Source organism: Acinetobacter schindleri CIP 107287 (assembly GCF_000368625.1).
Classification (GTDB): Bacteria; Pseudomonadota; Gammaproteobacteria; order Pseudomonadales; family Moraxellaceae; genus Acinetobacter; species Acinetobacter schindleri.
Genome location: NZ_KB849577.1, coordinates 38,075 through 59,656 on the forward strand (window position 1 = coordinate 38,075; position 21,582 = coordinate 59,656).

Sequence of the window (21,582 nt, forward strand, 5' to 3'; positions counted from 1 at the left end):
TTTAATTTCATAACTTTTAATAATTTAAGCTGATTTCTTAGATTTACCTAACTTAGTGGCAAAAGCTGTGACCTTCTGATACCCCGTTGGTAAAATACGTTGGATTAAATCGATCGCTTTGGCATCGTTACCAATCAATAAACGGCGTTTGTCTTTTTGAACGGCCTCCAAAATCTGACGCGCTGCTTCTTCAGGCGGACAACGCAATAATTTATTGAAGCTACGCGCAGACTTTTCAGGGCTCATCCCTAAAGCCCTGAGGCTGTCATTCATTTTTGCGGCATTGGCAATATTGGTACGAATTCCCCCCGGATGCACGCAGAGTGCGCTTACACCACAATTTTCAATATCCAATTCTTGACGTAAAGACTCAGTAAAACCACGCACTGCAAACTTGGTGGCATTGTAGGCAGACTGGGTTGGCTGCGCAGTCAGTCCAAATAAACTCGAAATATTCACCACATGACCATCGCCGGTCTTTTTAATGCGTGGCAAGAATTCTTTAGTGCCATACACCACGCCCCAGAAGTTGATCCCCACGATCCACTCGAGTTCGTCATAAGATGCGCCTTCCACTGTTGACCCCAAAGCGACCCCAGCATTATTGAAGATCATGTTGATACTGCCATGATCCTGCTCGACTTTTTCCGCCCATGCACGGACTTCTTCCAAATCGGCAACGTTGACCTTGTCGAGGGTGGCACGCACGCCAGTGTCTTTAATCAGCTCAAGTGTTTTAAGTAAACCTTGTTCATTCACATCACTTAATGCCAGATGACAGCCCTGTTTCGCCAAAAGTACAGCTAACTGCTGACCAATGCCCGAACCTGCACCGGTAATCGCTGCAACTTTATTATTAAAATTTTTCATAAGTTTCCCTTATTAATGAAACTGCCTGCTCAGACAGTATTTCTTGTTCTGTCGTGCTTCATGCAGCAATTCTCTTCAATATAGTTTTGACAATACTCATTGTCAATCATGATGACTTATCTGTTCAGGACAATCTAGGTTGGTGATCAAGAACATAGGTCTAAATGCAATTTATTGGTAAGATATTCAAAATTTCGGTGCTTATGAGCTTAATCATTCTATGACCAATTCGGCAATTCCTGTGGAAAAACAACAAAAAACGATGACAAAGGAACGTCAGTTTAAGGGTCTGTCTATGGCTGAACGCCAGCAGGCACGCCGGGAAAAGCTGATTGAAGCGGGTATTCAAGCGTATGGCACGCATGGCTTTTTTTCTGTAACCGTCAAAGATATCTGTACTGAAGCCAAACTGACCGAACGCTATTTCTATGAATCATTTAAGAAAAGTGAGCATCTGTTTCAAACTATTTTTCTAAAACTGATCGATGAATTGCAGCAAAATGTCATGCAAGCCATGATGCAGGCTTCCTCTGATCCTAAAAAGATGATCGAAGCTGGTCTGACTGCCCTGCTCACTACATTGCGTGATAATCCACGTATGGCCCGGATTATTTATATCGATGCCATGCTGGTGCAGGAACTGCATAATCAGGCCACCATTCACGAAACCATGGGCCGTTTTGATCGCATGATTCAGGCCTTTGTCATGCTGATGATGCCGAACCTGAGCCGTTCCGAACAGGAAATTTCTCTGGTATCCACGGGCTTAAATGGTTATGTCACCCAGATTGCCATTCGCTGGGTCATGAGCGGTTTTAAACAGTCCATGGAGGAGGTTTTGTCCTCATGCAGTATTGTATTTTTGGCACTTTTTGAATCTTTTTCAGATAAGAAATAATGTTTAGCGCAATTATTTCTTAATTTATTTTCTATTTTTCAATCAATTGTTATTACAGATATTTTTCTTCTATCAAGTAACTTAAATTGTCACAAATCTTTGCGAAAGCAGGGCAAATATCCCTTTCTGCAATGATACTGTCATAATTAATCTTTGTAATAGGCTCGTCATAAATATAAAACGGTCCACCGTTGACTTATAGGAAATGCGCTGTGAAAGATGACTACATTTTAATCGTCGATGATGAGCTTCCAATTCGGGAAATGATCCATACGGCACTGGATATGGCTGGCTTCAATTGTTTAGAAGCAGAAGATGCCAAACAGGCCCATCAAATGATTGTGGATCAGCGTCCAGCCTTGATCCTGCTGGACTGGATGATGCCCGGTGGAGTGAACGGTGTAGACTTATGCCGTCGCCTGAAACGCGATGAAACCCTGTTAGAAATTCCAGTCATTATGCTCACTGCACGAGGCGAAGAAGATCATAAGGTTCAAGGTCTGGATGCCGGTGCAGATGACTACATGACCAAGCCATTTTCTACCCGTGAACTGGTATCCCGTATCAAAGCCGTACTGCGCCGTACCAATAGCCTGAATGGTGAAAAAAGTATTGAAGCCAATGGCCTGTTACTCGATCCTGCAAGCCAGCGTGTCAGCTTTAATGATACTATTCTGGATATGGGGCCGACTGAATACCGCCTGCTGGCCTTCTTCATGACCCATCCAGAACGTGCCTATACCCGTGCCCAGCTCCTGGATCAGGTGTGGGGTGGCAATGTGTATATTGAAGACCGAACCATTGACGTGCATATCCGACGCCTGCGCAAAGTGCTGGAGCCATATGGCGCCGACCGTTTTGTACAGACTGTACGCGGAACCGGCTATCGCTTTTCGACCCGTATTGATGTTGCACTCGGCTAATTTGACTTAGGTAAATCCTGCTTTATGTATAAACCCTACCCTGTTCCTGAAATGGCCCGTGGGCATAAACTGCCAAGCTCCAATAGTTTATGGGACTTTGCCAAGCAGGATTTACGCCTTCTGGCCTTCTTCCTGTTGATCGGCAGCCTGATTGGTTTCGGGATCGGGTATTTCTGGGTCTGTATCGTACTGGCTTTTGTAGCATTCTTTGTCACACAAATCCGTTCCCTGTATCTGGTCAATGACTGGATTTCCAATCGTCCTTATGACGTACCACCCAAGATCAATGGCATCTGGGGTGCCCTGCTCTTTAATGTCTATCAGGCCCAGCGTCAGGAACGCATTGTACAGGCAGAAATGGTCGAGCTGATTGATCGTGCCCAGTCTTCTCTAGGCGCGCTACAGGAAGCCGTGGTACTGATCGATGAAAATCAGCAGATTGAATGGTGGAATCCCGCAGCTGAACGTCTGCTCGGCATCAGTGCTGAAGATAAAAGCCGTAATATTCTGAGTTTACTCTCTCAGCCAAATTTCGTTGATTATTATCATCATATTGATGATGCGCCTGACGGTCTCAAGATGCAATCTTCGATCTTTGAAGACCATTATGTACAGGTCAAGATGACCCGCTTTGGGGGTGAAAGCCGTCTCTTGGTCGCTTATGATGTGACCCGGATGCATAATCTGGAGCAGATGCGCAAAGACTTTGTCGATAACATCTCGCATGAGTTACGCACGCCTTTAACGGTGCTCAGCGGCTATATCGAAACCTTTACCGATCAGGAAGATATCAGTCCACGCTGGAAACGTGCCTTTGACCAGATGCAATCCCAGACCCGGCGTATGAATGCCTTGGTCAATGACTTGTTACTACTGTCTCGTCTGGAAAATGACGAAAATATTGCCAAGAACCAGATTATCGACATGCCCAATCTGATGAACCAGCTATTTGATGATGCTCAGGCCTATAACGTGGATTATGGTCATACGCTGAACCTGGATATTGACAGTCATTGTGATCTGATTGGTTCCGATATGGAAATTGCCAGTGCTTTCAGCAACCTGATCACCAATGCGATTAAATACACGCCAAAAGGCGGTACGGTCACCATGGGCTGGCATGATGATGGTGAATCGGCTTACTTTGTGGTAGAAGATACCGGGATCGGGATTGACCCGAAACACGTACCGCGTCTGACTGAACGGTTCTATCGCGTCGATTCTGACCGTAGCCGACGTACTGGCGGTACAGGTCTTGGACTTGCGATTGTAAAACATGTACTGATGCAGCATCAGGCACAGCTAAAAATTGATTCTCGTGAAAATCAGGGCTCTACTTTTAAAGTGATTTTCCCGAAGGAACGCTTGAGCTTCCCGGACTGATTGAAACCTTATCCCAATAAAAAGGTGCCTTTTGGCACCTTTATTTTTAATGGCTTGTTAACTCAATACTTCTTCTTTGGACATGGCCCGGAAATAGGCGGGACGATGAGATAAGCGTTCCAGATAGGCTTCAATCGCCGGATAACGTTTACCCGTACGGGTCTGAATGGCATCTAATGGGAAACTCATCTGAATATCAGCAAAACTAAATCGACCGGCAAAATATTCATGCTCGCTCAGGTAGTCTTCCAGATATTGAATATGATCTTTAAGACGTGGCTGTACAAATTTACTTTTAATTCCACTGGTAATCTGTCGCGCCATAGGACGCAGCAAAAATGGTGTGTGCTTCTCAACGGAATTCATGACCAGATGCATAACCAGTAACGGCATCAGTGAGCCTTCGGCATAATGCATCCAGTACCGGTACTGCTGTTTGGTAGTAGAATTGAGCGGCTGAAACTCCATACCCACATCATAAGTTTCCTGCAAATATTGTAAGATTACCGCAGATTCTACCAGCACCTGATCACCATCAATCAGGATCGGCGCCTTCCCCAATGGATGGATCATCTTCAACTCTGAAGGGGCAGAAAAGTTAGGCAGCCGTTTATGGAACTTGATTTCATAATCTAGCCCCAATTCTTCCAATGCCCATAAAATACGGAACGATCGGGACTGCTCAAGATGGTGTAGGATACGCATGTTAGACTCTTTTGTTATTGTCGTGTTATTGCCGCTTCAGCATAACAAAAAGTATCTGGTTCCGGTGAAATGCTTTACGAATTATATTACATTTCAATCAGTCTTCTTTACATATAGCGAGATCAAAGTAATGTAGTTCGAATCTCCAGACTCCGTAGTAAAGTTTTAGTCACTGGTGTTTTTTGACAAATTTCCAGAATTTTTTGCCGCAATGTTTCATCTAACGGATTTTGAAAACTTAAACGTCGTTCAATCCATTCCTGCCCTTCCCGATTGGCAAAGAAATCGGCTTCAACCTGAAACTCCCCCAGCTCCAGATCTTTATGGCTGGCATACATACGCAAGCTAATCATGGTGCAGGAAATCAAGCCTGCCAGCAGGAAATCATAAGGTGCGGGACCACGATCCTGACCACCAAAAGCTTCCGGCTTATCCGTCAGATATTGGTGATTGCCATGACTGATCTGTCCCTGCCATGGTGTTTCCAGACTATGTACACGAGCACTTGCAAGCATGGCCATTTCTTCTTCCTTATTTTATGGTGATCCATTTATTTTGAAGGACGCATATGGCCCGGGAAAGCAGGGGCTTCAAGTCGTGGTCCCTCGTAGGCAGGAATCGAGCCAAATCGCTCATGTTCTGCAATCCATTGCTCACGTGCCATTTTCAATTCTTCAGTCGTGCGGCCAACAAAGTTCCACCATAGTAAAATCGGGCTTTCAAAAGGTTCGCCCCCCAGTAACAGTACACGGCTTCCGGCATGAATCTCGATATGTACCCGATCCAGCCCCGGTTCCAGAATCACCATATTATCTTCAGTCAGTTCATGTCCGTTGATACTGGCCGTCCCTTCCAGTGCCAGAAAACCATATTCAAATTTCGGATGAAGCGGTAATACTGCCTGGGTACTGTCTGCTGCATACAGATCCACCCCGAGCAGTTCGCTATGTACCTTCACTGGTGATATTGCCTTAAGATATTCCCCAACCAGTACCGTGAACTCAATGCCTTGATCCTCAACCACAGGCAATTCCGGATAATGATCAAACGCGGGTGCCATATTGACCATATCATCTGGCAAAGCGATCCAGAGCTGTGCGGCATGCATTTTAGTTTCTGTTTCAGGTGCAACTTCAGAATGGGAAATGCCATAACCAGCCGTCATCAGATTGACCTGACGCGGACGTAACAGCTGCGCACTGCCCAGACTGTCACGATGCATCATGGTACCTTCGATCATCCAGGTAAAAGTCTGTAGACCAATATGTGGATGTGGTCCTACATCCAGGCCGTCTCCCTGCGGGAAATGAGCAGGTCCGGCATGATCCAGAAAACACCATGCCCCGATCATCCGTTTATGCCGGCTTGGTAACGCACGCTTGATCACTGTTCCCTGACCAATTTCAGCACGGCGTAATGGAAATTCTGCAATGAACTGATTGACGTATTTTGTGCAATCATCTGAATTGAAAAGTTCGATATCATTATTATTCGACATGTTCTGGCTCACTCGGCTGGGTCAAAAGATCATAGCAATTCAGATCGGTAAAAAGAGTGCTACTTTCAGGATTGTGCTTGTCATATTTGCAACAATCTTTAACTTCAACGGTCTGATCTGTACTTGACCTGATTTTTTGTTTTCATGGGTACTCAGAATCTTGAATCTATCCTTAAAATTCGAGGTCGCAACTAGTTAAAGATCACCCCAACCTTTTTTAGCATTTTTCATTTTAATAAGGTGAGGTTTACACATACTGCAACAAACAATTATCTCGGACTGTTTCACGTGAAACAGGCTTATATTTAAATTTTTTATAAATTAAATCAAATAATTAATTCAATAATACCTAAGTTTTGGCTTTCTCCTGTCGCAGAAAAAATGTTTTGTTACTTTTTCCTTCTCCATGCGTCGCAATCTATCCGTTTGACCATAGATTCCTGACCCCAAAATTTGCTCATAATATGTGCGAATTTTTAATGGATTGAAAAATGACGATTGCCGATGGCAGGATGCATGCAAATATGCAGGCTTCCTTGCAGAGTCTTAATCGGCATTCTTCGGAACAGCTGCAACCTTCCGAGAATGACCTGAAGAACCGTCAAGTGCTAGAAGATGCACTTGTGGATCGGCACGCCCGTATTCCTGTGCAATTTCTACCCCATTTTTACGACTATCTGTACCGGCATAACTACCATAGTCTGCGTCAGATCCACTTACTGGCGCAGTTGGTGTTCCTGCTATATTTCTTTGCCGATATCTTTATCATCCCCGACCTGATGATGGTTTCTGGGTTTACTCGGGTGATTTTGGTCTTAGCTTTCTGGATCGTCTGTGAACTGTTATTTCAATACAGCCAGAACATTCGCTTGCTCGATCTGATCCTGCCGATAGGGACTACGCTTTGTGCTGGAGTATGGATCCTGCTCCTGCTCTCTTCTACCAGCCTACATGTAGAAAATTACTTGTATGCTGCATCCATTTTTATTCTGATTGCCAATCTCTGCATCAAGGTTCAATTTAAGGCTGCACTATATTGTTCAATCCTGATCAGCCTGCTGGTCCTGATAGCAATGACGCAGCTAATGACGTTATCGGAAGCTTTTATCTTTATGGTCGTGTTCAGCCCAGTGTTGCTGTTTAGCCTGTATTTTAACTGGAATAATATCCTGCATACCCGTCGTGCATTTATCCGTACTTTGTTAGATGAATGGAACTACCATATGGTGCGTAATCTCGCCCATACTGATGAACTGACTCAGCTCTATAACCGTCGGCATTTTGTTAATCTGGCAGAAAACTGTATTCATGACTGGCCAAGATATTCAAGCACCTGTCTGCTAATGTTTGATGTGGACCATTTCAAGCAAATCAATGATAGTTATGGGCATGATGTCGGGGATCGGGTACTACAGTTAATTGCAGATACAGCGCGTAAGGAAATGCGCCATAGTGATGTACTGGCACGTTTTGGTGGTGAGGAGTTTATTATTTTGCTGTCCGATACACAGTTGCAAGATGCTTTGGTAATTGCCGAGCGCATTCGTAATTCGATTCAGCAGCAGTATCTCTATGCCCGGCCTGAGTTGATACTGAAATTTACAGTTTCGATTGGTATTGCTGAGCTGGAGTCCCATACTCAGGATCTGGATGATCTGATTAAAAAAGCGGATGTGGCGCTTTATGCCGCCAAGAAGAGTGGACGTAACCGGATTGAAGTGTATCGTCCAGATATGAGTTCACCGTTTCAATCTGATCTACAGAATTTTTATACTGAAAAATATATTAACTTATGAACAGTCATAGAAGTAATTTAAACGCATAGACAGTAAATCCAGCCTATCTCATTTTTTGCTTTGTACTCACTCTCCCTTTTTTTGTAGCCGAAGATATTTATTCTAGATGACTACTTTTAAAGTGAATTTTTAAGTAATAGAATAAAATTTATACAAAACTTAATATATAAAAAATTTTATTTTTTATGGGGAAGGCTGAATGCCACAGGAATATCATAAGGAGTCACGCCTTCTGATTCAGCAGGCGCTTAAAGATCCTCTGGTGTGTATTCCTCAGCCATTAAAATCTGCCTATTATTCTCATCAGAAAAAGCTGCATCTGAGATATCTGCTTCAGGTGAATCTGTTTGCACAGTTTGCTTATGCTTCCTATACCCTTGCGGATATTTATGTACTGCGTGACATCCATACCCTGTTGCTTGTAACCAAACTGGGTTTTACCTCAGTCATGACCCTGATCACGGTCTGGATGTACCAGCATAGCCGGAATTTACCACTCTTTGATCTATTGCTACCCACTTCGATTATTGGTGCCAGTGCGGTCTGGTTTTTTAATTTAAATCAGTCAGAAAGTCCTTATAACCTGATCTATCAATATTCCTCTCTGGTCTTTATTGTTCTGGCAAATTTAAGTGTACATATCCGTTTCAGGCCTTCCCTGATCATCTCGGCCCTGATTACCTTCATGATCTATATGGGTGTGTATTTCAATGTTAAAGGCGATCTGCAACAGCTGGTTCTGTTTTCTCTGATTTATTTGCCGGTGCTAAGTTTTAGTATCTATATCAGCTGGAATTCAACGCTTAAATCTCGGATTGTATTTTTACAACATACCTTGAACGAATATAACCGTCAGGCTTTTGAGCATATGGCGCATACCGATTCCCTAACAGGATTAAATAATCGCCGCTTTTTTGAATATTTGGCTCAGCAACATCTAACACATACGCTTGAAGAAGGAACACCGAGTCCTAGTTCATTAATCGTCTTTGACGTCGATCATTTTAAAAAGATTAATGATAACTATGGTCATGATATTGGCGACCAGGTACTGCAAATCATTGCGAAAACAGCTCAAAGTGAAATGCGAAATACTGATATTCTGGCGCGCTACGGCGGGGAAGAGTTTATTGCCCTGCTTCCTGAAACGCATCTGGATGATGCTCTAAAAATTGCCGAGTGTTTAAGGCAGCGCATTGAACAGACCGAAGTTTTTCTTGATCAAGCTCAGTCCTTAAAGTTCACTATTTCAATTGGTACAGCGATCTTGGAAACCTGTGAAACAGACCTGTATACCGTAATTAAACAGGCGGATATTGCGCTGTATCAGGCCAAGGCCAATGGACGCAATCGGGTTGAGCAATATGATTCTTTCATTAGTCCAAATGTAGAGCTGCAAACGCAAGGTTCCTGGAGTAATGACCGAAATATCAAAGTGGCTGGAGAATGACTAAAAGATTGTTTTGCCAATCATCTTAAAGATTGTACTTTTTTATATAGATTTATTGCTTTTAAATACTAGCTGTATATAATTGCAACATATAGATTAATCTATATTTAAATTTAATCTTTTAAAAATAATTGCTTATAATTGAATATAAGCAAATGTAAGACTTAACTAGGAACTAGTTATAGTCTTTTTTTGTCACCTTTAAAAAGGGTTATAAAGTGAAACTCCTTGCTCAACGCCGTAAAGAATTAGCAGCCCAATTGGCTCGTATGACTGAAGAAGAGTTATATATTCAAGTACGTAATGAAGCTGCCCATAAGGTTACTCAACGCTTAGCTGAAGGAAATGTTCGCTTACAAACTGGACGTTTCTCAAACAAATTAATATTAAAGCAAGCTATAGCATAAAAATTTTACATTTTCAAAAAAGGCATCTAAGATGCCTTTTTTATTCAATTTTTTAAGGAAGAATATGAATCAGATTGTGGATGTCACTCCAAATACTCTAACTTCGACATCATCAGTCATACCATATTCACACAATGATATAAAAAACATGTTTGATGAACTCCATGCTGCATTTCAAAATGCCGAAACATGGGCGAAACGTGTCGAAAATATTATTGATGATGTTCCTATCGCTGCAATTAATCAAATGCGTTATGCTGGTTACCATATCAGTAAAGTGTTGAGCAAATCGAATTTCTTTCCCGCTGAAGCACCTCATCAATGTTTAGTAAATATTGATGATCTTCGCTCAGCATATAAACATTTATTACGTGCCTATTTTGATTCTTTGGATCAACTAACTCAACAACTTGAAGCAGAACTAAAAACTTACGAAGCCAGTTTCCAAGATCTTAATTTAGTTGTTACAGACCATTTTCCAGACTTTTTTGATTGGATGGATGCCGTAACTGAAATCGGTCAATTTGATATTTCACATAATACTGAGTCAGTTAATCAATTTGCTATCAGCAAAAATGATAGAGAAGCTCATTATCAAAAAATAGTTGATAAAATTGAAGATTTAGTAAAAATCAAAAAACAATTTAGAGCTATTGCTAACTGTTTAGTTGTTCAAGCGAAATAAATAACAAAAGAGGTCGAAGCCTTAGAAAAAGCTGAGCTCGAAGCAGCTGAGGCAAAGCAACGCGAAATTGAAACCGCTAAGTTAGCCCAAACAAATGCATTCTGGGCAAAATTTTCAGGAATAACTGCATTTATCGCTATTATTGTTGCTATTTTAATTGCTGCATTTCAATAATAAAGGACGCCTAAGCGCCCTTTATTAAATAATTTCCGTAAGGAAATTACTCCCATTCAATCGTTGCTGGTGGTTTAGACGATACGTCATAAACCACACGAGAAACTTCAGCAATTTCGTTCATGATACGAGTTGAGATTTTATCTACAAGCTCGTATGGAAGGTGAGCAAAACGAGCTGTCATGAAGTCAACAGTTTCAACTGCACGAAGTGCAATGACCCACGCATAACGACGACCATCACCTACAACACCAACAGATTTAACTGGCTGGAATACAGCAAATGCTTGCGCAGTTTTGTCATACCAACCGCTAGCACGCAGTTCTTGCATGAAAATGTCATCTGCCAAACGGAGAATGTCAGCATATTCTTTTTTCACTTCACCAAGAATACGGACACCTAGACCCGGACCTGGGAATGGGTGACGATAAAGCATTTCAAATGGAAGACCTAAAGTGGTACCCAATTTACGTACTTCATCTTTAAACAGGTCACGAATTGGTTCAACCAGTTCAAATGCTAAATCTTCTGGTAAACCACCCACGTTGTGGTGTGATTTAATCACGTGTGCTTTACCCTGTTTGCTTGCAGCAGATTCGATCACGTCAGGGTAAATCGTACCTTGAGCCAGGAAGTTTACACCATCAAGCTTACGTGCTTCTTCAGCAAATACTTCGATGAATTCACGGCCGATGATTTTACGTTTTTTCTCTGGATCAACTTCACCCGCAAGTGCAGTCAAGAAACGCTCTTCAGCATCAGCACGAATGACACGGATACCCATGTTTTTCGCAAACATGTCCATAACCTGGTCGCCTTCATTTAGACGAAGTAAACCATTGTCCACGAATACGCAAGTCAATTGGTCGCCAATTGCACGGTGTAACAGCGCCGCAACAACTGATGAATCCACACCGCCTGAAAGACCGAGCAGTACTTTTTGGTCGCCAATCTGTTCACGAAGCTGTTCAACACGAAGGTCGATAATGTTTTCAGAGTTCCACAGGCTACGGCAACCACAGATATTGTGAACGAAGTTAGACAGTAACTCTTTACCTTTGGCAGTATGAGTGACTTCCGGGTGGAACTGAATACCATAGAAACGGCGTTTTTCATCAGACACCATTGCGACCGGACAGCTTGGTGTACTGGCAGTAATCTGGAAGCCTTCTGGAATTTGAGTCACTTTGTCACCGTGGCTCATCCAGACTTTCAATTTGTCTGCTGAATCTTCAAGATCGCCAATAAGACCATCACGGATTTGAATGTCTACTTCTGCATAGCCAAATTCATGTACTGTACCTGGCTCAACCTTACCGCCAAGTTGTGCAGACATGGTTTGCAGACCGTAGCAAATACCCAATACAGGAATGCCCAAGTTGAACACAACTTCTGGCGCACGCGGGCTGCCTTCTTCGTGAACGCTCTCAGGACCACCTGACAAGATGATACCGTTTGGATTAAATGCACGAATGTCTTCTTCAGACATGTCATAGGCAAACATTTCAGAATATACGCCAGACTCACGTACGCGACGTGCAATCAATTGGCTATATTGAGAACCGAAATCCAAAATCAGGATACGATCTTCAGTGATTTGAGTATTGGTAGTCATGACAAACAACTATAGAAAGGCAAACGAAAGATAAGCGCCGTATTCTATCATTTTTCGCTGCATTAAGCACACTGTTTCAAGGCGCTTGAAATATATACATATTTAGCACTGTATCTTGATCAGACTGAATTTTTTGTCAGATCTGCTTCAATCCTGGATTCAAGATTGAATGAGATTGAAGCAGAACCTTAAATGTGGTTATTTCACTTTTTCGATACTAATCACATCAATATCGGTAGGTTTCTGACGATGAGTATCTACCTCACCAAGCACACGAACGTTATCACCCGCTTTTAACTTTAAGGGTTTCCACAGGTCATCATCAACATCAATAATAATCGTGCCACTGCTGTCTCGAAGTTCAAAATCATCACTCTGCGGTGCAACTTGACGCACAATTTTACCTGTTAAGGTCACACCAGTTTCATCCGGCATTTTTTGTGCTTGAGCAATGCTGACTTTATTTTTTTGAGCTTCAGCAAGGAGGGCCTGATCTGACTTTGCCCATGCACCGCCACTAACAACGAGTCCCGTCATCAATACAGCTAAAATTTGCTTTTGCATTCAATATACTCCTTAAACAACAGGTTTAAATTCCTGATTCTATCTAATCAGAGTGAATGCACTGCACGAAGCTTAATTCTGTAAAGCTAGTTTAATGTTATGTATCCACAAAAAAAGCGGTCTTAGACCACTCGATTGGATCGTTGTTTTACTATTGGCGCTCAATCAGATGATCAAGACTGAAGCGACCTGCACCCTGTAATACCAATAGCAATAAGCCGCCTGCCATCGCGAAGTTTTTCATAAAGTTCACTGCATCCTCAGGCGTACCATGAAATAAAAATGCAGTCACTAAGCTAAAGCCAGCCAAAAGTGCTGCCACAACACGAGTCTGCAAGCCAAATAAAATCGCTAAACCACCACCCAACTCCAGCAAAATTGTCACAGGTAATAATTCAGCAGGAACACCCATAGCTTGCATATAACCAACTGTTGCTTCATAGCCAGCGATTTTGCCCCAACCTGCCACAATAAAAATATAAGCCATTAAGACACGTGCAGACACGAATGTTGCGGATTCAAGTACAGGATGAGCAACAAGATTGGCGATAATACGATTTGGATTCAACATGATAAAAACTCGAAGATGATTGCTAAAACATGAGCACATCTTATAAGTTTCATTTTTAATTATTAATAACCAAAATAAGATTCATCATTTTATTTTTAGAATGATGAGACTGGAAATAGACCACTTTTGATGCTGACTTTAAGCCTAATCACTGTTAGGATTTGGGCACACTTTTGCTTGTACTGGCGCCATGGAACTGCTTGATTTTATCCTACATGTAGATGACCATCTGCTTGAATTCATCACCAATTATGGGGTGTGGATTTATGCCATTCTTTTCCTGATTATCTTTGTAGAAACGGGACTGGTAGTCATGCCTTTCCTGCCGGGTGACAGCTTGCTGTTTGCTGCGGGGGCACTTGCAGCATCTACTGGGGCCATGGATCCGTGGGTACTGATTCCGCTCCTATTTGTGGCAGCAGTACTGGGTGATACGCTGAACTATCATATTGGCAAGTTCATCGGGCCGCGTGTGTTTGAAGTTGAATCGCGCTTTATCAATAAAAAACACCTACTAGCAACCCAGCAATTTTTTGCCAGACATGGTGGCAAGACTATTATCTTTGCCCGTTTCGTGCCTTTCGCCCGTACCTTTGCTCCTTTTGTGGCCGGTGCTGGCAGCATGAATTATAAATATTTCCTGAGCTATAACGTGATTGGTGGTTTTTTGTGGATCAGCTCTTTTGTGATTTTGGGTTATCTGTTTGGAAATATGCCAATCGTTAAAGATAACTTTACCTATCTGATCTTCGGCATCATTATTATTAGTGTATTGCCAGGCATCTTCGGTTTTATTCAACAAAAACTGAAAAAGAACAAAATGGCTTAAATCCTGATCGCTGAACTCAGTTAAATATACTGATGATCAGCGGAATCAGGCAAAGCAGCAAAAACAGGACCGACCCTTTATATACGAGGTCGGTTTTTATTTTCTCCGACTCCCCTGCCAGAATTGCCTGACCGAACGCCATCCAGAAGACAAACACTGGTAATGTCACCAGACTAAATATCGCGAACACCAGTACGAAATTAGTTGGATTTTCCCAGGTCGCCATGGGAAAAATACCGGAAGCAAACAAAGCCGCTTTAGGATTTTTTAAAGTCGCAGTAAACATCTGCCAAGGCCGGATCATCGGGTGCTTATGATTATGCTGCTCTAGCTGTTTGGCTTTAAACAGTCTGAAGGTCATCCAGCCTACAGTAATTGTGCTCAGTATATGCAGCATGCCCTGAAAATTCGGCCAGATCGGGACAGCAAGATGTATCAGCAAGGCCCAGACATTAATGGCATAGAAGTAACCCAGCAGAATAGCAGGTATATATAAACTGGTTCTGGCCTGACCATGTTGATGTGCCGCACTGGCAACCAGTGCATTGCCTGGGCCCGGAATCATCAATACTGTAATTACAGCCAGAATAAATAGCCAGTTTTCGATCATACGCAAACTTACCGCAAAGAATGGCGCAACATTAACGAATCTGCTCAATATATAACAAGATGAAAATTCTCATAAATTTGTTCCGAGCAGTCATTCCAGCTAGTTTTATATGCAAAATAATGTCCCTTTCCGGAATGCGATGCTAAAAAATGCCGACCTCAGTCAGCATTTTTATTTTTTATCTTCATCATTATATTTTTGGTGCAGCCTGGCGAATGATCAATGGGCAGCTCTTATAGCGCGCTGCCTGAACAATCGCTTCCTGCTCACCTAAAACACGTGCCAGTTCGGTCTTCTTGGTATTAGAGGACTGCCCCATATTCACTGAAATGCTCGGCCCAATGCCCCAACCACTATGGCTACCCCAGCCGCCACCCATACCGACGCCTACGCCAACACCCGTTCGTTTCGGCGCTTGTACACCATTGTCGATATACTGCTGGATACGGTTATATTCACCTTGCAGCTGACCGCAGTCATAGGACTGATATTGGGTGGGCGACACATAGGTCGGCTTGACGATCGTAGCACAGGCACTTAACAAGGCCAGGCCCACGATGCCAAGACTGAATTTCATGAGTTTCATGCTGGAATCATCAATCTTATTTTTGCTCAATCTCATTGAACAACGATTGATAGGCCTGAGTCAATTTATGATCAGTAGCCAGATGAATTAAGGGTTGATTTTTCTGATGAGATTCTTTCATGATCACCGATGGCGGCAACATATTTTCCAATACTGGCAAGCCCTCATCTTTCAGCTGTTGCACCACCTCACGTGGCAGTTTGGCCTGAGCCTGAAATTGATTAACCACAATCCCTTCAATTTCCAGACGGTTATTATGGTCGTCCTGGGTTTCGATGACATTTTCAATCAGGGTATGCAGGGCACGTTTGGAAAATACATCACAGTCAAAGGGAATCAGTACCCGATCTGCCGCAATTAAAGCTGATAAGGTAAAGAAATTAAAAGCCGGCGGCGTATCAATAAACACCCGCTCATACTGACCCGTTAACTGTTGTAAGGCATCACGTAGTTTATAGATCTTATGTTTGGATTCCAGTGCATGTGCCAGTGTGCCGAGACTTGGGCTGGCTGGAATCACATCCAGATGTTTAAACGGTGACTGGTGCACATAGCTTTCCAGGCCTTTAGTGCGGGTTTTTAGAATTGAGCCGATGGCATTGCCAATCAGACCCTTGTTCTGCTGGCTGCCCAGCACTTCATCAAAATAGTTTTCAATATTGGGTTCTAATGCAGGCTTGTCTCCCGAATAGGTTGCATCATCACCAAGCAGATACTGGCTGGAATTGGCCTGTGGATCGAGGTCAATGAGCAGGGTTTTATGCCCCTGATGTGCACTGATTGCTGCCAGATTTACAGCAATACTCGACTTCCCCACGCCCCCTTTTTGGTTAAACACCACACGTGTACGCATTAAAACCCCCTATTATTTTTATCAATCTATTTTAAATTTAGCCAAACAAAATGATGTTATTTTCTAGCCAAAAGTTGGCTTGATAATCACCAGTGCCATAATTGCAGCTAATGAAATAATTGCAATAACCAGGCCAGCACGACGTTGAACCAACAGGACAGAGTCATCTTTTTTATAGGCTTTCATCAAAGATGAAACCAGTACCAGAAATAAAATGACCTTGGCATAGAACCAGGGTTGTACTTCAAAGTTTTTTATCACTAGCGAAATGACACCCGTCAAAGCAATTACGGCAAGTGCCAGATGCTGCAAGGCAACAAATAGCTTGCGTGCGACCGGATTAGGTAAATTACCCTGTGTACCAACAAACAAGGTAAATGCACGTGCCAGAATCGCGATAATTGCCAGACTGGCCGCTGACATATGGATAATTTTGACTAATAATTGGGTTTCCATATGTTCCTCTTAGTTTTTTGGGGCATGTGCACATTCAGGACTGGTCGTATCCTGACCGCTCCACTCTTCTGGAACAAAAGCATGGATTGCTAATGCATGGATTTTTTCCGGGCTCAGTAAATCGCCTACTGCGGCATAGACTTTCTGATGACGCTGTACCTGACGCAGGCCTGCAAAAGCTTCACTCACAATTACCGCTTTAAAGTGTGATTCCTTACCCGGGTAATAGCCACCGTGACCAGAAGACTCATTTACCACCTCAAGATGAGATGGAGACAGGGTAGCCAGACGCTCTCTTAAGACTTGTTCAATACTCATGGCCTTCTCCGCAATTACAAATGATCCAAATTCTATTCAGTATACCCTGTTCTGTCATGAGTTTTACTGTACTCAAGGAGAGTTAAAGGTTGCCAAGGCCCTGTTTTAACAAAATTTTGCATAAATTTTGTCGATTTATAGCGCTGAATTGGCTGAATTGATTTTATTTTATGCAAACGGTGCAAGATTTCTCATAAAGTTATTGACCCTGTTTTTGCATGCTGTATTATACACGGCATGCGGGAATAGCTCAGTTGGTAGAGCACAACCTTGCCAAGGTTGGGGTCGCGAGTTCGAGTCTCGTTTCCCGCTCCAGATTCTTTTTTGTTTAGTTTTTTAATAGTAAAAAATTATTCGACCCTGCGGGAATAGCTCAGTTGGTAGAGCACAACCTTGCCAAGGTTGGGGTCGCGAGTTCGAGTCTCGTTTCCCGCTCCAAATTCTAAAAGCCCTGATCGAAAGATTGGGGCTTTTTTATTGTTGATTTTATTATATTTTTTAAAAACTCTCCTTCCTTTGTTATTCGATTCAATAAAAAATATTCTTAATGTAATTCGTATTTTGTGACCAAGATGTGACCATGGCGTGCCCACAACAAAAAAAATGGTCTCAATTGATCTTAAATGTCCTCAATCGATCACCACTTTCAGAGCTTTTTTGAAGGCAAAAAATCACCCTGTTCTCTTCCAAACAAGGTATTTTTTACCAAATGATCAATAATTTGTGACCATTTCACTTTTTGATGTGACCATTTGTGACCAAACTACTCACTAACAGATTGTTCTTTATTGTCTTTTTCAAAAACAAATAAATCCCCTACCTGTACATCCAAATAATCACAAATTCGATCGATGGTCTCCAAATCAATTCGAGTCAATTCGCCATTATAAAGCTTATGCAAAGTTGTCTTATTAATGCCTGTACCACGAATTAAGTCAGCTACACGCATTTTTCTTTCAGCCAACAATATTGGTAGCTTACAAATAACCATTAATTTTTCCTCTAATACAATGAAAATTTAATTGCATTTAATTAAATTCGAGGTTATTTTAGGTCTAAGGATGAAAAATTCCTTACATCCGATGAATTACGCTAGGAATACAATTATGTCATATACCTATCTCACAGCCCAGCAACTGGCTGAAAAAATCCAGTACGACGCTCGTACCATTCGCAACCAGCTGAAGGACAGTGTCTTTATTGAAGGTGTTCACTACATCCGTCCTTTTGGTGGCCGCAAAATTCTTTTTGTTTGGGAACGTATTGAAACTGAAATGCTTAAATTCACTGGTTTAAGCATGGATGCTTTGCAATAAGGCTTAGGAGGTTTAACTGATGGCTACCATCCGGGAACGAAGTGGCAAACTGATTGCCGACTTTCGCTACATGGGCATTCGTTGCAGAGAAACAACCAATCTTGAAGACAATGCTTATAACCGTCGCATTTTGAAAAAACGTCTCGAACAGCTTGAAGCTGAAATTACTTTGGGAACTTTTGAATACGAAAAGTACTTTCCAAAAAGTAACCGTGTTGAGGAGTTTAAGGAAAAAAGAAGTCAGCAAATTGCTGTACAGACCAAAGTTCCTCTTTTTAAAGAGTTTACTGAATTGTGGTTTAAGCAGAAACAAGTTGAATGGAGAACCTCATATCAGCAAAAGGTTTCAATTGTGATCAAAAACTATTTGATTCCTGCTTTTGGTAATCAGGTTCTCTCGAAAATCAAGAAGTCAGACTTGCTGAACTTCCGTGCCTCTCTCGCCAAAGTGACACACGGAAAAGATCAAACAAGTCTGAAAGCATCGAGGATCAATCAAATCATGACGCCTTTACGTATGATACTCAATGATGCGGCTGAACGATACGAGTTTGAGTCGCCTTATAAAAATATTAACAATCTGAAGGAAAGCAAGATTGAAGTCACACCTTTTTCTCTGGAAGAGGTGCATAAAATTCTTACCACAGTGCGTGAAGACTTCCGCCCCTATTACACCGTTCGCTTTTTTACGGGTATGCGTACCAGTGAAATCGATGGTCTGCAATGGAAAAATATCGACTTACAGCGTCGTGAAATCCATATCAGAGAGGCGTTAGTGAATGGTGTGCTTGGTGGAACCAAAACTTATGGTTCTGACCGCACGATCCAGATGAATGACCGCGTTTACCAAGCCTTTCTCCAACAGAAAAGCTTAAATAATGGTAAATCAGAGTTTGTTTTCTGCAATCGTGATGGTGGACCTCTCGATTATCGTCTGGTGAATAAACGTGTCTGGCATCCGATCTTGCGCTTTCTAGGATTGAAGTCTAGAAGAGCCTATCAAACACGCCATACAGCAGCAACTCTTTGGCTGTCAGCAGGAGAAAATCCGGAATGGATCGCACGTCAATTGGGACATTCAACGACTGAAATGCTGTTTCGAGTCTATAGCCGTTACATCCCCAATGTTACGCGCCGCGATGGCAGTGCATTTGAAGCCATGCTGGAAAAACTAAATACAGAGGAGCTTGCACATGAATAGTAAAGCTTTCTTTGGTGGTGTGGTCGTCAGCCCTGAAGCAGATATGGTCGCTCGTGAATTAATCCATGAGCTACACATTCCCAAACTTCACAATCTAGCTTTTTTGTTGGAAATCAATAAATGCTTCGATGATCACCAGGCGTTGAGACTCTGGTTACAGCGAATGTTGGATGAAGGGCAAGCCCATTACGATGACTTGGCCCAACAGGCCCGTCTCCGCTTAATGAGTCTCGCTCACTAATAAAACAAACACAGACAGAAGGTCATCCAATCGATGACCTTAGTCCCTCTATACCTATAAAAAGGTGAACACATGCATAAAGATATTTCAATTTGGATGCCACTCTATATTGGCGACCTACAGGCAAAATTTGCACGAATGACGGCAGAACAAATTGGTGCGGCACTGCTGTTAATGATGGATTTCTGGAAAAATGGTGCCATTCCTCATGACTTAGCTACTGTATGCAGCATCACGAAATTACCTCAGCACACCAAGGCTAAAACTTTGTTGAATACGCTGATGGCTCTGGAATTGTTTGAAGTCGAGTCTGAGCAGATTCATTCAAGTTTTTTAACCAGTTTAAAAAGCCAGGCATTGCAAAATCAGCAAATGAAATCTGATAAAGCTAAAAATGCAGCTCAAGCACGCTGGAATAAATCCGCAAGTAATGCTCAAGCATCAACTAAGCAACGAAAAGTAAATACTCAAGCAGCTCCTGAGAAGAGCCCGAGTATTACTCAAGTCATGCTTGAATCATGCCCTTCATCTTCATCTTCATCTTCATCTTCATCTTCATCTTCATTTTCAAATTTTGAAGAAAAAAATGAGAGTTTTTTAGAAAATTCAAAATGGATTTAGGAGATCAGCCATGAAAACCATGCTTAAAACACTCCAGTTTCGCGCAGAAACAACAGAAACACTTTGCCCTACCCATCATATACCCCTGATGGAAATTGCAGGTCACAGGCTCTGTAAATTGTGTGCCAAAGAAACCGTCCATCACTCACATGCAGCCTATGAGGATGAACTGCAACAGCGATTGCTACAACAGAAAATTAGAAATTCAGGACTTAATAAACGATACCTGGATCGTGGCTTCAAGAATTATGTAATTGCATGCCCTGCACAAGACAATACCATCAAGCTATGTCAGGCCTTTGCACAGCAAATTATTTCTGACCACAACCCGAACATGTTGATGATTGGTACACCGGGTACAGGTAAAACCCATCTGAGTGCATCAATTATTCGCAACATTCTGCATAACAGTACAAAATCTGCGCGCTACTATACCAGTGCAGAAATTGCTCAAAAAATGATGGACACCTGGTCAGATGCTTCACGTTCTGAGAAGGAAGTTATCGACCATTTCTCTAGTTTTGATTTATTGGTCATAGATGAATATGGCCTGCATGACCGGCATGAAAAACGCCTGGAGATGGTGCATAAGGTTTTGTATAGTCGTTATGACAATATGAAATCTACCCTGCTGATTTCCAATTTCACAGTCCAAAATATGCAGCGGGATTTAGGTGTAAGATTATGGTCTCGGTTACATGAAAATAATTTGATTGTAGTGCCGTGTTATTGGGATGATCGAAGAATAAGCGGATAGCCAAACTCTTTGCTTAAGCCAATTATCTTACTGAGATAATTGGCTTTTTTATTACAAAAATTATTTACAGAAACTCTCGTTTGCATAAGTATTACTGAAGATAATACTTCAAAGCTGCCTATAGGGCAGTGAACCGGGATGCTTCAATGCCGCAATACTGAATCAATTTCTAAGCTGCCTATATGGCAGTGAACGCTGCTTCCAAAGGCGACTGGTAGTTATGCTGTTTCTAAGCTGCCTATATGGCAGTGAACC

The 21,582-nt window shown here is 42.2% G+C and carries 26 protein-coding genes and 2 tRNA genes; 15 read left to right on the forward strand and 13 right to left on the reverse strand.

Annotation, left to right across the window (positions count from 1 at the left end):
• Positions 1-24: 24 nt before the first annotated feature.
• Positions 25-870 carry an SDR family NAD(P)-dependent oxidoreductase gene (locus F955_RS12700; protein WP_004814214.1) on the reverse strand — a complete coding sequence of 282 codons (846 nt, stop codon included), beginning with the start codon at positions 868-870 and terminating at the stop codon, positions 25-27.
• A gap of 220 nt (positions 871-1,090) precedes the next feature.
• Here F955_RS12700 and F955_RS12705 point away from each other — a divergent pair, with 220 nt between their 5' ends.
• The 3 genes from F955_RS12705 (at position 1,091) to phoR (ending at position 4,074) form a co-directional block, all read left to right on the forward strand.
• Positions 1,091-1,768 (forward strand): TetR/AcrR family transcriptional regulator, encoded by a 678-nt coding sequence (locus F955_RS12705; protein WP_004814212.1) that lies wholly within the window; start codon positions 1,091-1,093, stop codon positions 1,766-1,768.
• Positions 1,769-1,980: 212 nt separating this feature from the next.
• Positions 1,981-2,691, forward strand: coding sequence for a phosphate regulon transcriptional regulator PhoB (gene phoB / locus F955_RS12710; protein ID WP_004814209.1), 711 nt, complete (start codon positions 1,981-1,983; stop codon positions 2,689-2,691).
• 24 nt (positions 2,692-2,715) lie between these two features.
• Complete coding sequence (gene phoR, locus F955_RS12715) at positions 2,716-4,074, forward strand: phosphate regulon sensor histidine kinase PhoR (protein ID WP_004814208.1); 1,359 nt, start codon at positions 2,716-2,718, stop codon at positions 4,072-4,074.
• A gap of 57 nt (positions 4,075-4,131) precedes the next feature.
• Here the strand turns inward: phoR and F955_RS12720 are convergent, their stop codons facing one another.
• From F955_RS12720 to F955_RS12730, 3 genes are all read right to left on the reverse strand, one after another.
• Positions 4,132-4,779, reverse strand: a complete 648-nt coding sequence (locus F955_RS12720) for a glutathione S-transferase (RefSeq protein ID WP_004814206.1) — start codon at positions 4,777-4,779, stop codon at positions 4,132-4,134.
• 122 nt (positions 4,780-4,901) lie between these two features.
• The gene (locus F955_RS12725) at positions 4,902-5,300 is read right to left on the reverse strand and encodes an OsmC family protein (RefSeq protein WP_004814205.1); all 399 of its coding nucleotides are present in this window, start codon (positions 5,298-5,300) and stop codon (positions 4,902-4,904) included.
• A 29-nt stretch (positions 5,301-5,329) separates the two neighbouring features.
• The gene (locus F955_RS12730; protein WP_004814204.1) at positions 5,330-6,277 is read right to left on the reverse strand and encodes a pirin family protein; all 948 of its coding nucleotides are present in this window, start codon (positions 6,275-6,277) and stop codon (positions 5,330-5,332) included.
• Between the two features lie 491 nt (positions 6,278-6,768).
• Between F955_RS12730 and F955_RS12735 the strand changes: the two genes are divergently transcribed.
• From F955_RS12735 to F955_RS12750, 4 genes are all read left to right on the forward strand, one after another.
• Complete coding sequence (locus F955_RS12735; RefSeq protein WP_004895327.1) at positions 6,769-8,073, forward strand: GGDEF domain-containing protein; 1,305 nt, start codon at positions 6,769-6,771, stop codon at positions 8,071-8,073.
• A gap of 199 nt (positions 8,074-8,272) precedes the next feature.
• Positions 8,273-9,523 (forward strand): GGDEF domain-containing protein, encoded by a 1,251-nt coding sequence (locus F955_RS12740; protein ID WP_004895329.1) that lies wholly within the window; start codon positions 8,273-8,275, stop codon positions 9,521-9,523.
• Positions 9,524-9,741: 218 nt separating this feature from the next.
• Entirely contained in the window at positions 9,742-9,930 is a 189-nt protein-coding gene (locus F955_RS12745; RefSeq protein WP_004895331.1) for a hypothetical protein, read from the forward strand.
• A 64-nt stretch (positions 9,931-9,994) separates the two neighbouring features.
• Complete coding sequence (locus F955_RS12750; RefSeq protein ID WP_004895333.1) at positions 9,995-10,615, forward strand: hypothetical protein; 621 nt, start codon at positions 9,995-9,997, stop codon at positions 10,613-10,615.
• 220 nt (positions 10,616-10,835) lie between these two features.
• Here F955_RS12750 and guaA read toward each other — a convergent pair whose 3' ends face one another.
• From guaA to F955_RS12765, 3 genes are all read right to left on the reverse strand, one after another.
• Positions 10,836-12,404, reverse strand: a complete 1,569-nt coding sequence (gene guaA / locus F955_RS12755; protein WP_004895334.1) for a glutamine-hydrolyzing GMP synthase — start codon at positions 12,402-12,404, stop codon at positions 10,836-10,838.
• 198 nt (positions 12,405-12,602) lie between these two features.
• The gene (locus F955_RS12760; protein ID WP_004895336.1) at positions 12,603-12,968 is read right to left on the reverse strand and encodes a NirD/YgiW/YdeI family stress tolerance protein; all 366 of its coding nucleotides are present in this window, start codon (positions 12,966-12,968) and stop codon (positions 12,603-12,605) included.
• Positions 12,969-13,119: 151 nt separating this feature from the next.
• Positions 13,120-13,539, reverse strand: a complete 420-nt coding sequence (locus tag F955_RS12765; protein WP_004895338.1) for a DoxX family protein — start codon at positions 13,537-13,539, stop codon at positions 13,120-13,122.
• Positions 13,540-13,729: 190 nt separating this feature from the next.
• On the opposite strand from F955_RS12765, the gene F955_RS12770 reads away from it, so the two are divergent.
• Positions 13,730-14,368, forward strand: coding sequence for a DedA family protein (locus tag F955_RS12770; RefSeq protein WP_004895339.1), 639 nt, complete (start codon positions 13,730-13,732; stop codon positions 14,366-14,368).
• Between the two features lie 16 nt (positions 14,369-14,384).
• Here the strand turns inward: F955_RS12770 and F955_RS12775 are convergent, their stop codons facing one another.
• The 5 genes from F955_RS12775 to F955_RS12795 all read right to left on the reverse strand — a co-directional run bounded on the left by F955_RS12775 (position 14,385) and on the right by F955_RS12795 (position 17,191).
• Positions 14,385-14,978 (reverse strand): LysE family translocator, encoded by a 594-nt coding sequence (locus F955_RS12775; protein ID WP_004895341.1) that lies wholly within the window; start codon positions 14,976-14,978, stop codon positions 14,385-14,387.
• Between the two features lie 190 nt (positions 14,979-15,168).
• Positions 15,169-15,564 carry a hypothetical protein gene (locus F955_RS12780; RefSeq protein ID WP_004895343.1) on the reverse strand — a complete coding sequence of 132 codons (396 nt, stop codon included), beginning with the start codon at positions 15,562-15,564 and terminating at the stop codon, positions 15,169-15,171.
• 16 nt (positions 15,565-15,580) lie between these two features.
• Positions 15,581-16,417: a ParA family protein gene (locus F955_RS12785; protein ID WP_004895345.1), complete on the reverse strand. Its 837-nt coding sequence runs from the start codon at positions 16,415-16,417 to the stop codon at positions 15,581-15,583.
• Between the two features lie 63 nt (positions 16,418-16,480).
• The gene (locus tag F955_RS12790) at positions 16,481-16,873 is read right to left on the reverse strand and encodes a SirB2 family protein (RefSeq protein WP_004895347.1); all 393 of its coding nucleotides are present in this window, start codon (positions 16,871-16,873) and stop codon (positions 16,481-16,483) included.
• A gap of 9 nt (positions 16,874-16,882) precedes the next feature.
• Positions 16,883-17,191 carry a BolA family protein gene (locus F955_RS12795; RefSeq protein WP_004814186.1) on the reverse strand — a complete coding sequence of 103 codons (309 nt, stop codon included), beginning with the start codon at positions 17,189-17,191 and terminating at the stop codon, positions 16,883-16,885.
• Between the two features lie 239 nt (positions 17,192-17,430).
• Here F955_RS12795 and F955_RS12800 point away from each other — a divergent pair.
• Together F955_RS12800 and F955_RS12805 are read left to right on the forward strand one after the other, a co-directional pair.
• A tRNA-Gly gene (locus F955_RS12800) sits at positions 17,431-17,506 on the forward strand.
• 47 nt (positions 17,507-17,553) lie between these two features.
• Positions 17,554-17,629: transfer RNA gene (locus tag F955_RS12805), tRNA-Gly, on the forward strand.
• A gap of 325 nt (positions 17,630-17,954) precedes the next feature.
• On the opposite strand, the gene F955_RS12810 is transcribed toward F955_RS12805, so the two are convergent.
• Positions 17,955-18,182, reverse strand: a complete 228-nt coding sequence (locus F955_RS12810) for a helix-turn-helix domain-containing protein (protein WP_004895349.1) — start codon at positions 18,180-18,182, stop codon at positions 17,955-17,957.
• A gap of 115 nt (positions 18,183-18,297) precedes the next feature.
• Here F955_RS12810 and F955_RS12815 point away from each other — a divergent pair, with 115 nt between their 5' ends.
• The 5 genes from F955_RS12815 to F955_RS12835 all read left to right on the forward strand — a co-directional run bounded on the left by F955_RS12815 (position 18,298) and on the right by F955_RS12835 (position 21,327).
• Complete coding sequence (locus tag F955_RS12815; RefSeq protein WP_000122748.1) at positions 18,298-18,507, forward strand: hypothetical protein; 210 nt, start codon at positions 18,298-18,300, stop codon at positions 18,505-18,507.
• 19 nt (positions 18,508-18,526) lie between these two features.
• Positions 18,527-19,708 carry a site-specific integrase gene (locus F955_RS12820; protein ID WP_004895354.1) on the forward strand — a complete coding sequence of 394 codons (1,182 nt, stop codon included), beginning with the start codon at positions 18,527-18,529 and terminating at the stop codon, positions 19,706-19,708.
• The gene (locus F955_RS12825; RefSeq protein ID WP_004895356.1) at positions 19,701-19,949 is read left to right on the forward strand and encodes a hypothetical protein; all 249 of its coding nucleotides are present in this window, start codon (positions 19,701-19,703) and stop codon (positions 19,947-19,949) included. Before F955_RS12820 ends, F955_RS12825 begins: the two co-directional genes overlap by 8 nt.
• A 72-nt stretch (positions 19,950-20,021) precedes the next feature.
• Positions 20,022-20,570, forward strand: coding sequence for a DUF1376 domain-containing protein (locus F955_RS12830; RefSeq protein WP_004895358.1), 549 nt, complete (start codon positions 20,022-20,024; stop codon positions 20,568-20,570).
• Between the two features lie 10 nt (positions 20,571-20,580).
• A complete protein-coding gene (locus F955_RS12835) occupies positions 20,581-21,327 on the forward strand; it encodes an ATP-binding protein (protein WP_004895361.1) in 747 nt (248 codons plus the stop codon).
• The last annotated feature ends 255 nt before the right edge of the window (positions 21,328-21,582 follow it).

Excerpts from the sequence above, each read along its gene's own strand:
- F955_RS12700 (WP_004814214.1), bottom strand. The coding sequence starts at position 870 with ATGAAAAATTTTAATAATAAAGTTGCAGCGATTACCGGTGCAGGTTCG.
- F955_RS12705 (WP_004814212.1), top strand. The coding sequence starts at position 1,091 with ATGACCAATTCGGCAATTCCTGTGGAAAAACAACAAAAAACGATGACA.
- phoR (WP_004814208.1), top strand. The coding sequence starts at position 2,716 with ATGTATAAACCCTACCCTGTTCCTGAAATGGCCCGTGGGCATAAACTG.
- F955_RS12720 (WP_004814206.1), bottom strand. The coding sequence starts at position 4,779 with ATGCGTATCCTACACCATCTTGAGCAGTCCCGATCGTTCCGTATTTTA.
- F955_RS12725 (WP_004814205.1), bottom strand. The coding sequence starts at position 5,300 with ATGGCCATGCTTGCAAGTGCTCGTGTACATAGTCTGGAAACACCATGG.
- F955_RS12730 (WP_004814204.1), bottom strand. The coding sequence starts at position 6,277 with ATGTCGAATAATAATGATATCGAACTTTTCAATTCAGATGATTGCACA.
- F955_RS12735 (WP_004895327.1), top strand. The coding sequence starts at position 6,769 with ATGACGATTGCCGATGGCAGGATGCATGCAAATATGCAGGCTTCCTTG.
- F955_RS12740 (WP_004895329.1), top strand. The coding sequence starts at position 8,273 with ATGCCACAGGAATATCATAAGGAGTCACGCCTTCTGATTCAGCAGGCG.
- F955_RS12750 (WP_004895333.1), top strand. The coding sequence starts at position 9,995 with ATGAATCAGATTGTGGATGTCACTCCAAATACTCTAACTTCGACATCA.
- guaA (WP_004895334.1), bottom strand. The coding sequence starts at position 12,404 with ATGACTACCAATACTCAAATCACTGAAGATCGTATCCTGATTTTGGAT.
- F955_RS12760 (WP_004895336.1), bottom strand. The coding sequence starts at position 12,968 with ATGCAAAAGCAAATTTTAGCTGTATTGATGACGGGACTCGTTGTTAGT.
- F955_RS12765 (WP_004895338.1), bottom strand. The coding sequence starts at position 13,539 with ATGTTGAATCCAAATCGTATTATCGCCAATCTTGTTGCTCATCCTGTA.
- F955_RS12770 (WP_004895339.1), top strand. The coding sequence starts at position 13,730 with ATGGAACTGCTTGATTTTATCCTACATGTAGATGACCATCTGCTTGAA.
- F955_RS12775 (WP_004895341.1), bottom strand. The coding sequence starts at position 14,978 with ATGATCGAAAACTGGCTATTTATTCTGGCTGTAATTACAGTATTGATG.
- F955_RS12780 (WP_004895343.1), bottom strand. The coding sequence starts at position 15,564 with ATGAAACTCATGAAATTCAGTCTTGGCATCGTGGGCCTGGCCTTGTTA.
- F955_RS12785 (WP_004895345.1), bottom strand. The coding sequence starts at position 16,417 with ATGCGTACACGTGTGGTGTTTAACCAAAAAGGGGGCGTGGGGAAGTCG.
- F955_RS12790 (WP_004895347.1), bottom strand. The coding sequence starts at position 16,873 with ATGGAAACCCAATTATTAGTCAAAATTATCCATATGTCAGCGGCCAGT.
- F955_RS12795 (WP_004814186.1), bottom strand. The coding sequence starts at position 17,191 with ATGAGTATTGAACAAGTCTTAAGAGAGCGTCTGGCTACCCTGTCTCCA.
- F955_RS12810 (WP_004895349.1), bottom strand. The coding sequence starts at position 18,182 with ATGGTTATTTGTAAGCTACCAATATTGTTGGCTGAAAGAAAAATGCGT.
- F955_RS12815 (WP_000122748.1), top strand. The coding sequence starts at position 18,298 with ATGTCATATACCTATCTCACAGCCCAGCAACTGGCTGAAAAAATCCAG.
- F955_RS12820 (WP_004895354.1), top strand. The coding sequence starts at position 18,527 with ATGGCTACCATCCGGGAACGAAGTGGCAAACTGATTGCCGACTTTCGC.
- F955_RS12825 (WP_004895356.1), top strand. The coding sequence starts at position 19,701 with ATGAATAGTAAAGCTTTCTTTGGTGGTGTGGTCGTCAGCCCTGAAGCA.
- F955_RS12830 (WP_004895358.1), top strand. The coding sequence starts at position 20,022 with ATGCATAAAGATATTTCAATTTGGATGCCACTCTATATTGGCGACCTA.
- F955_RS12835 (WP_004895361.1), top strand. The coding sequence starts at position 20,581 with ATGAAAACCATGCTTAAAACACTCCAGTTTCGCGCAGAAACAACAGAA.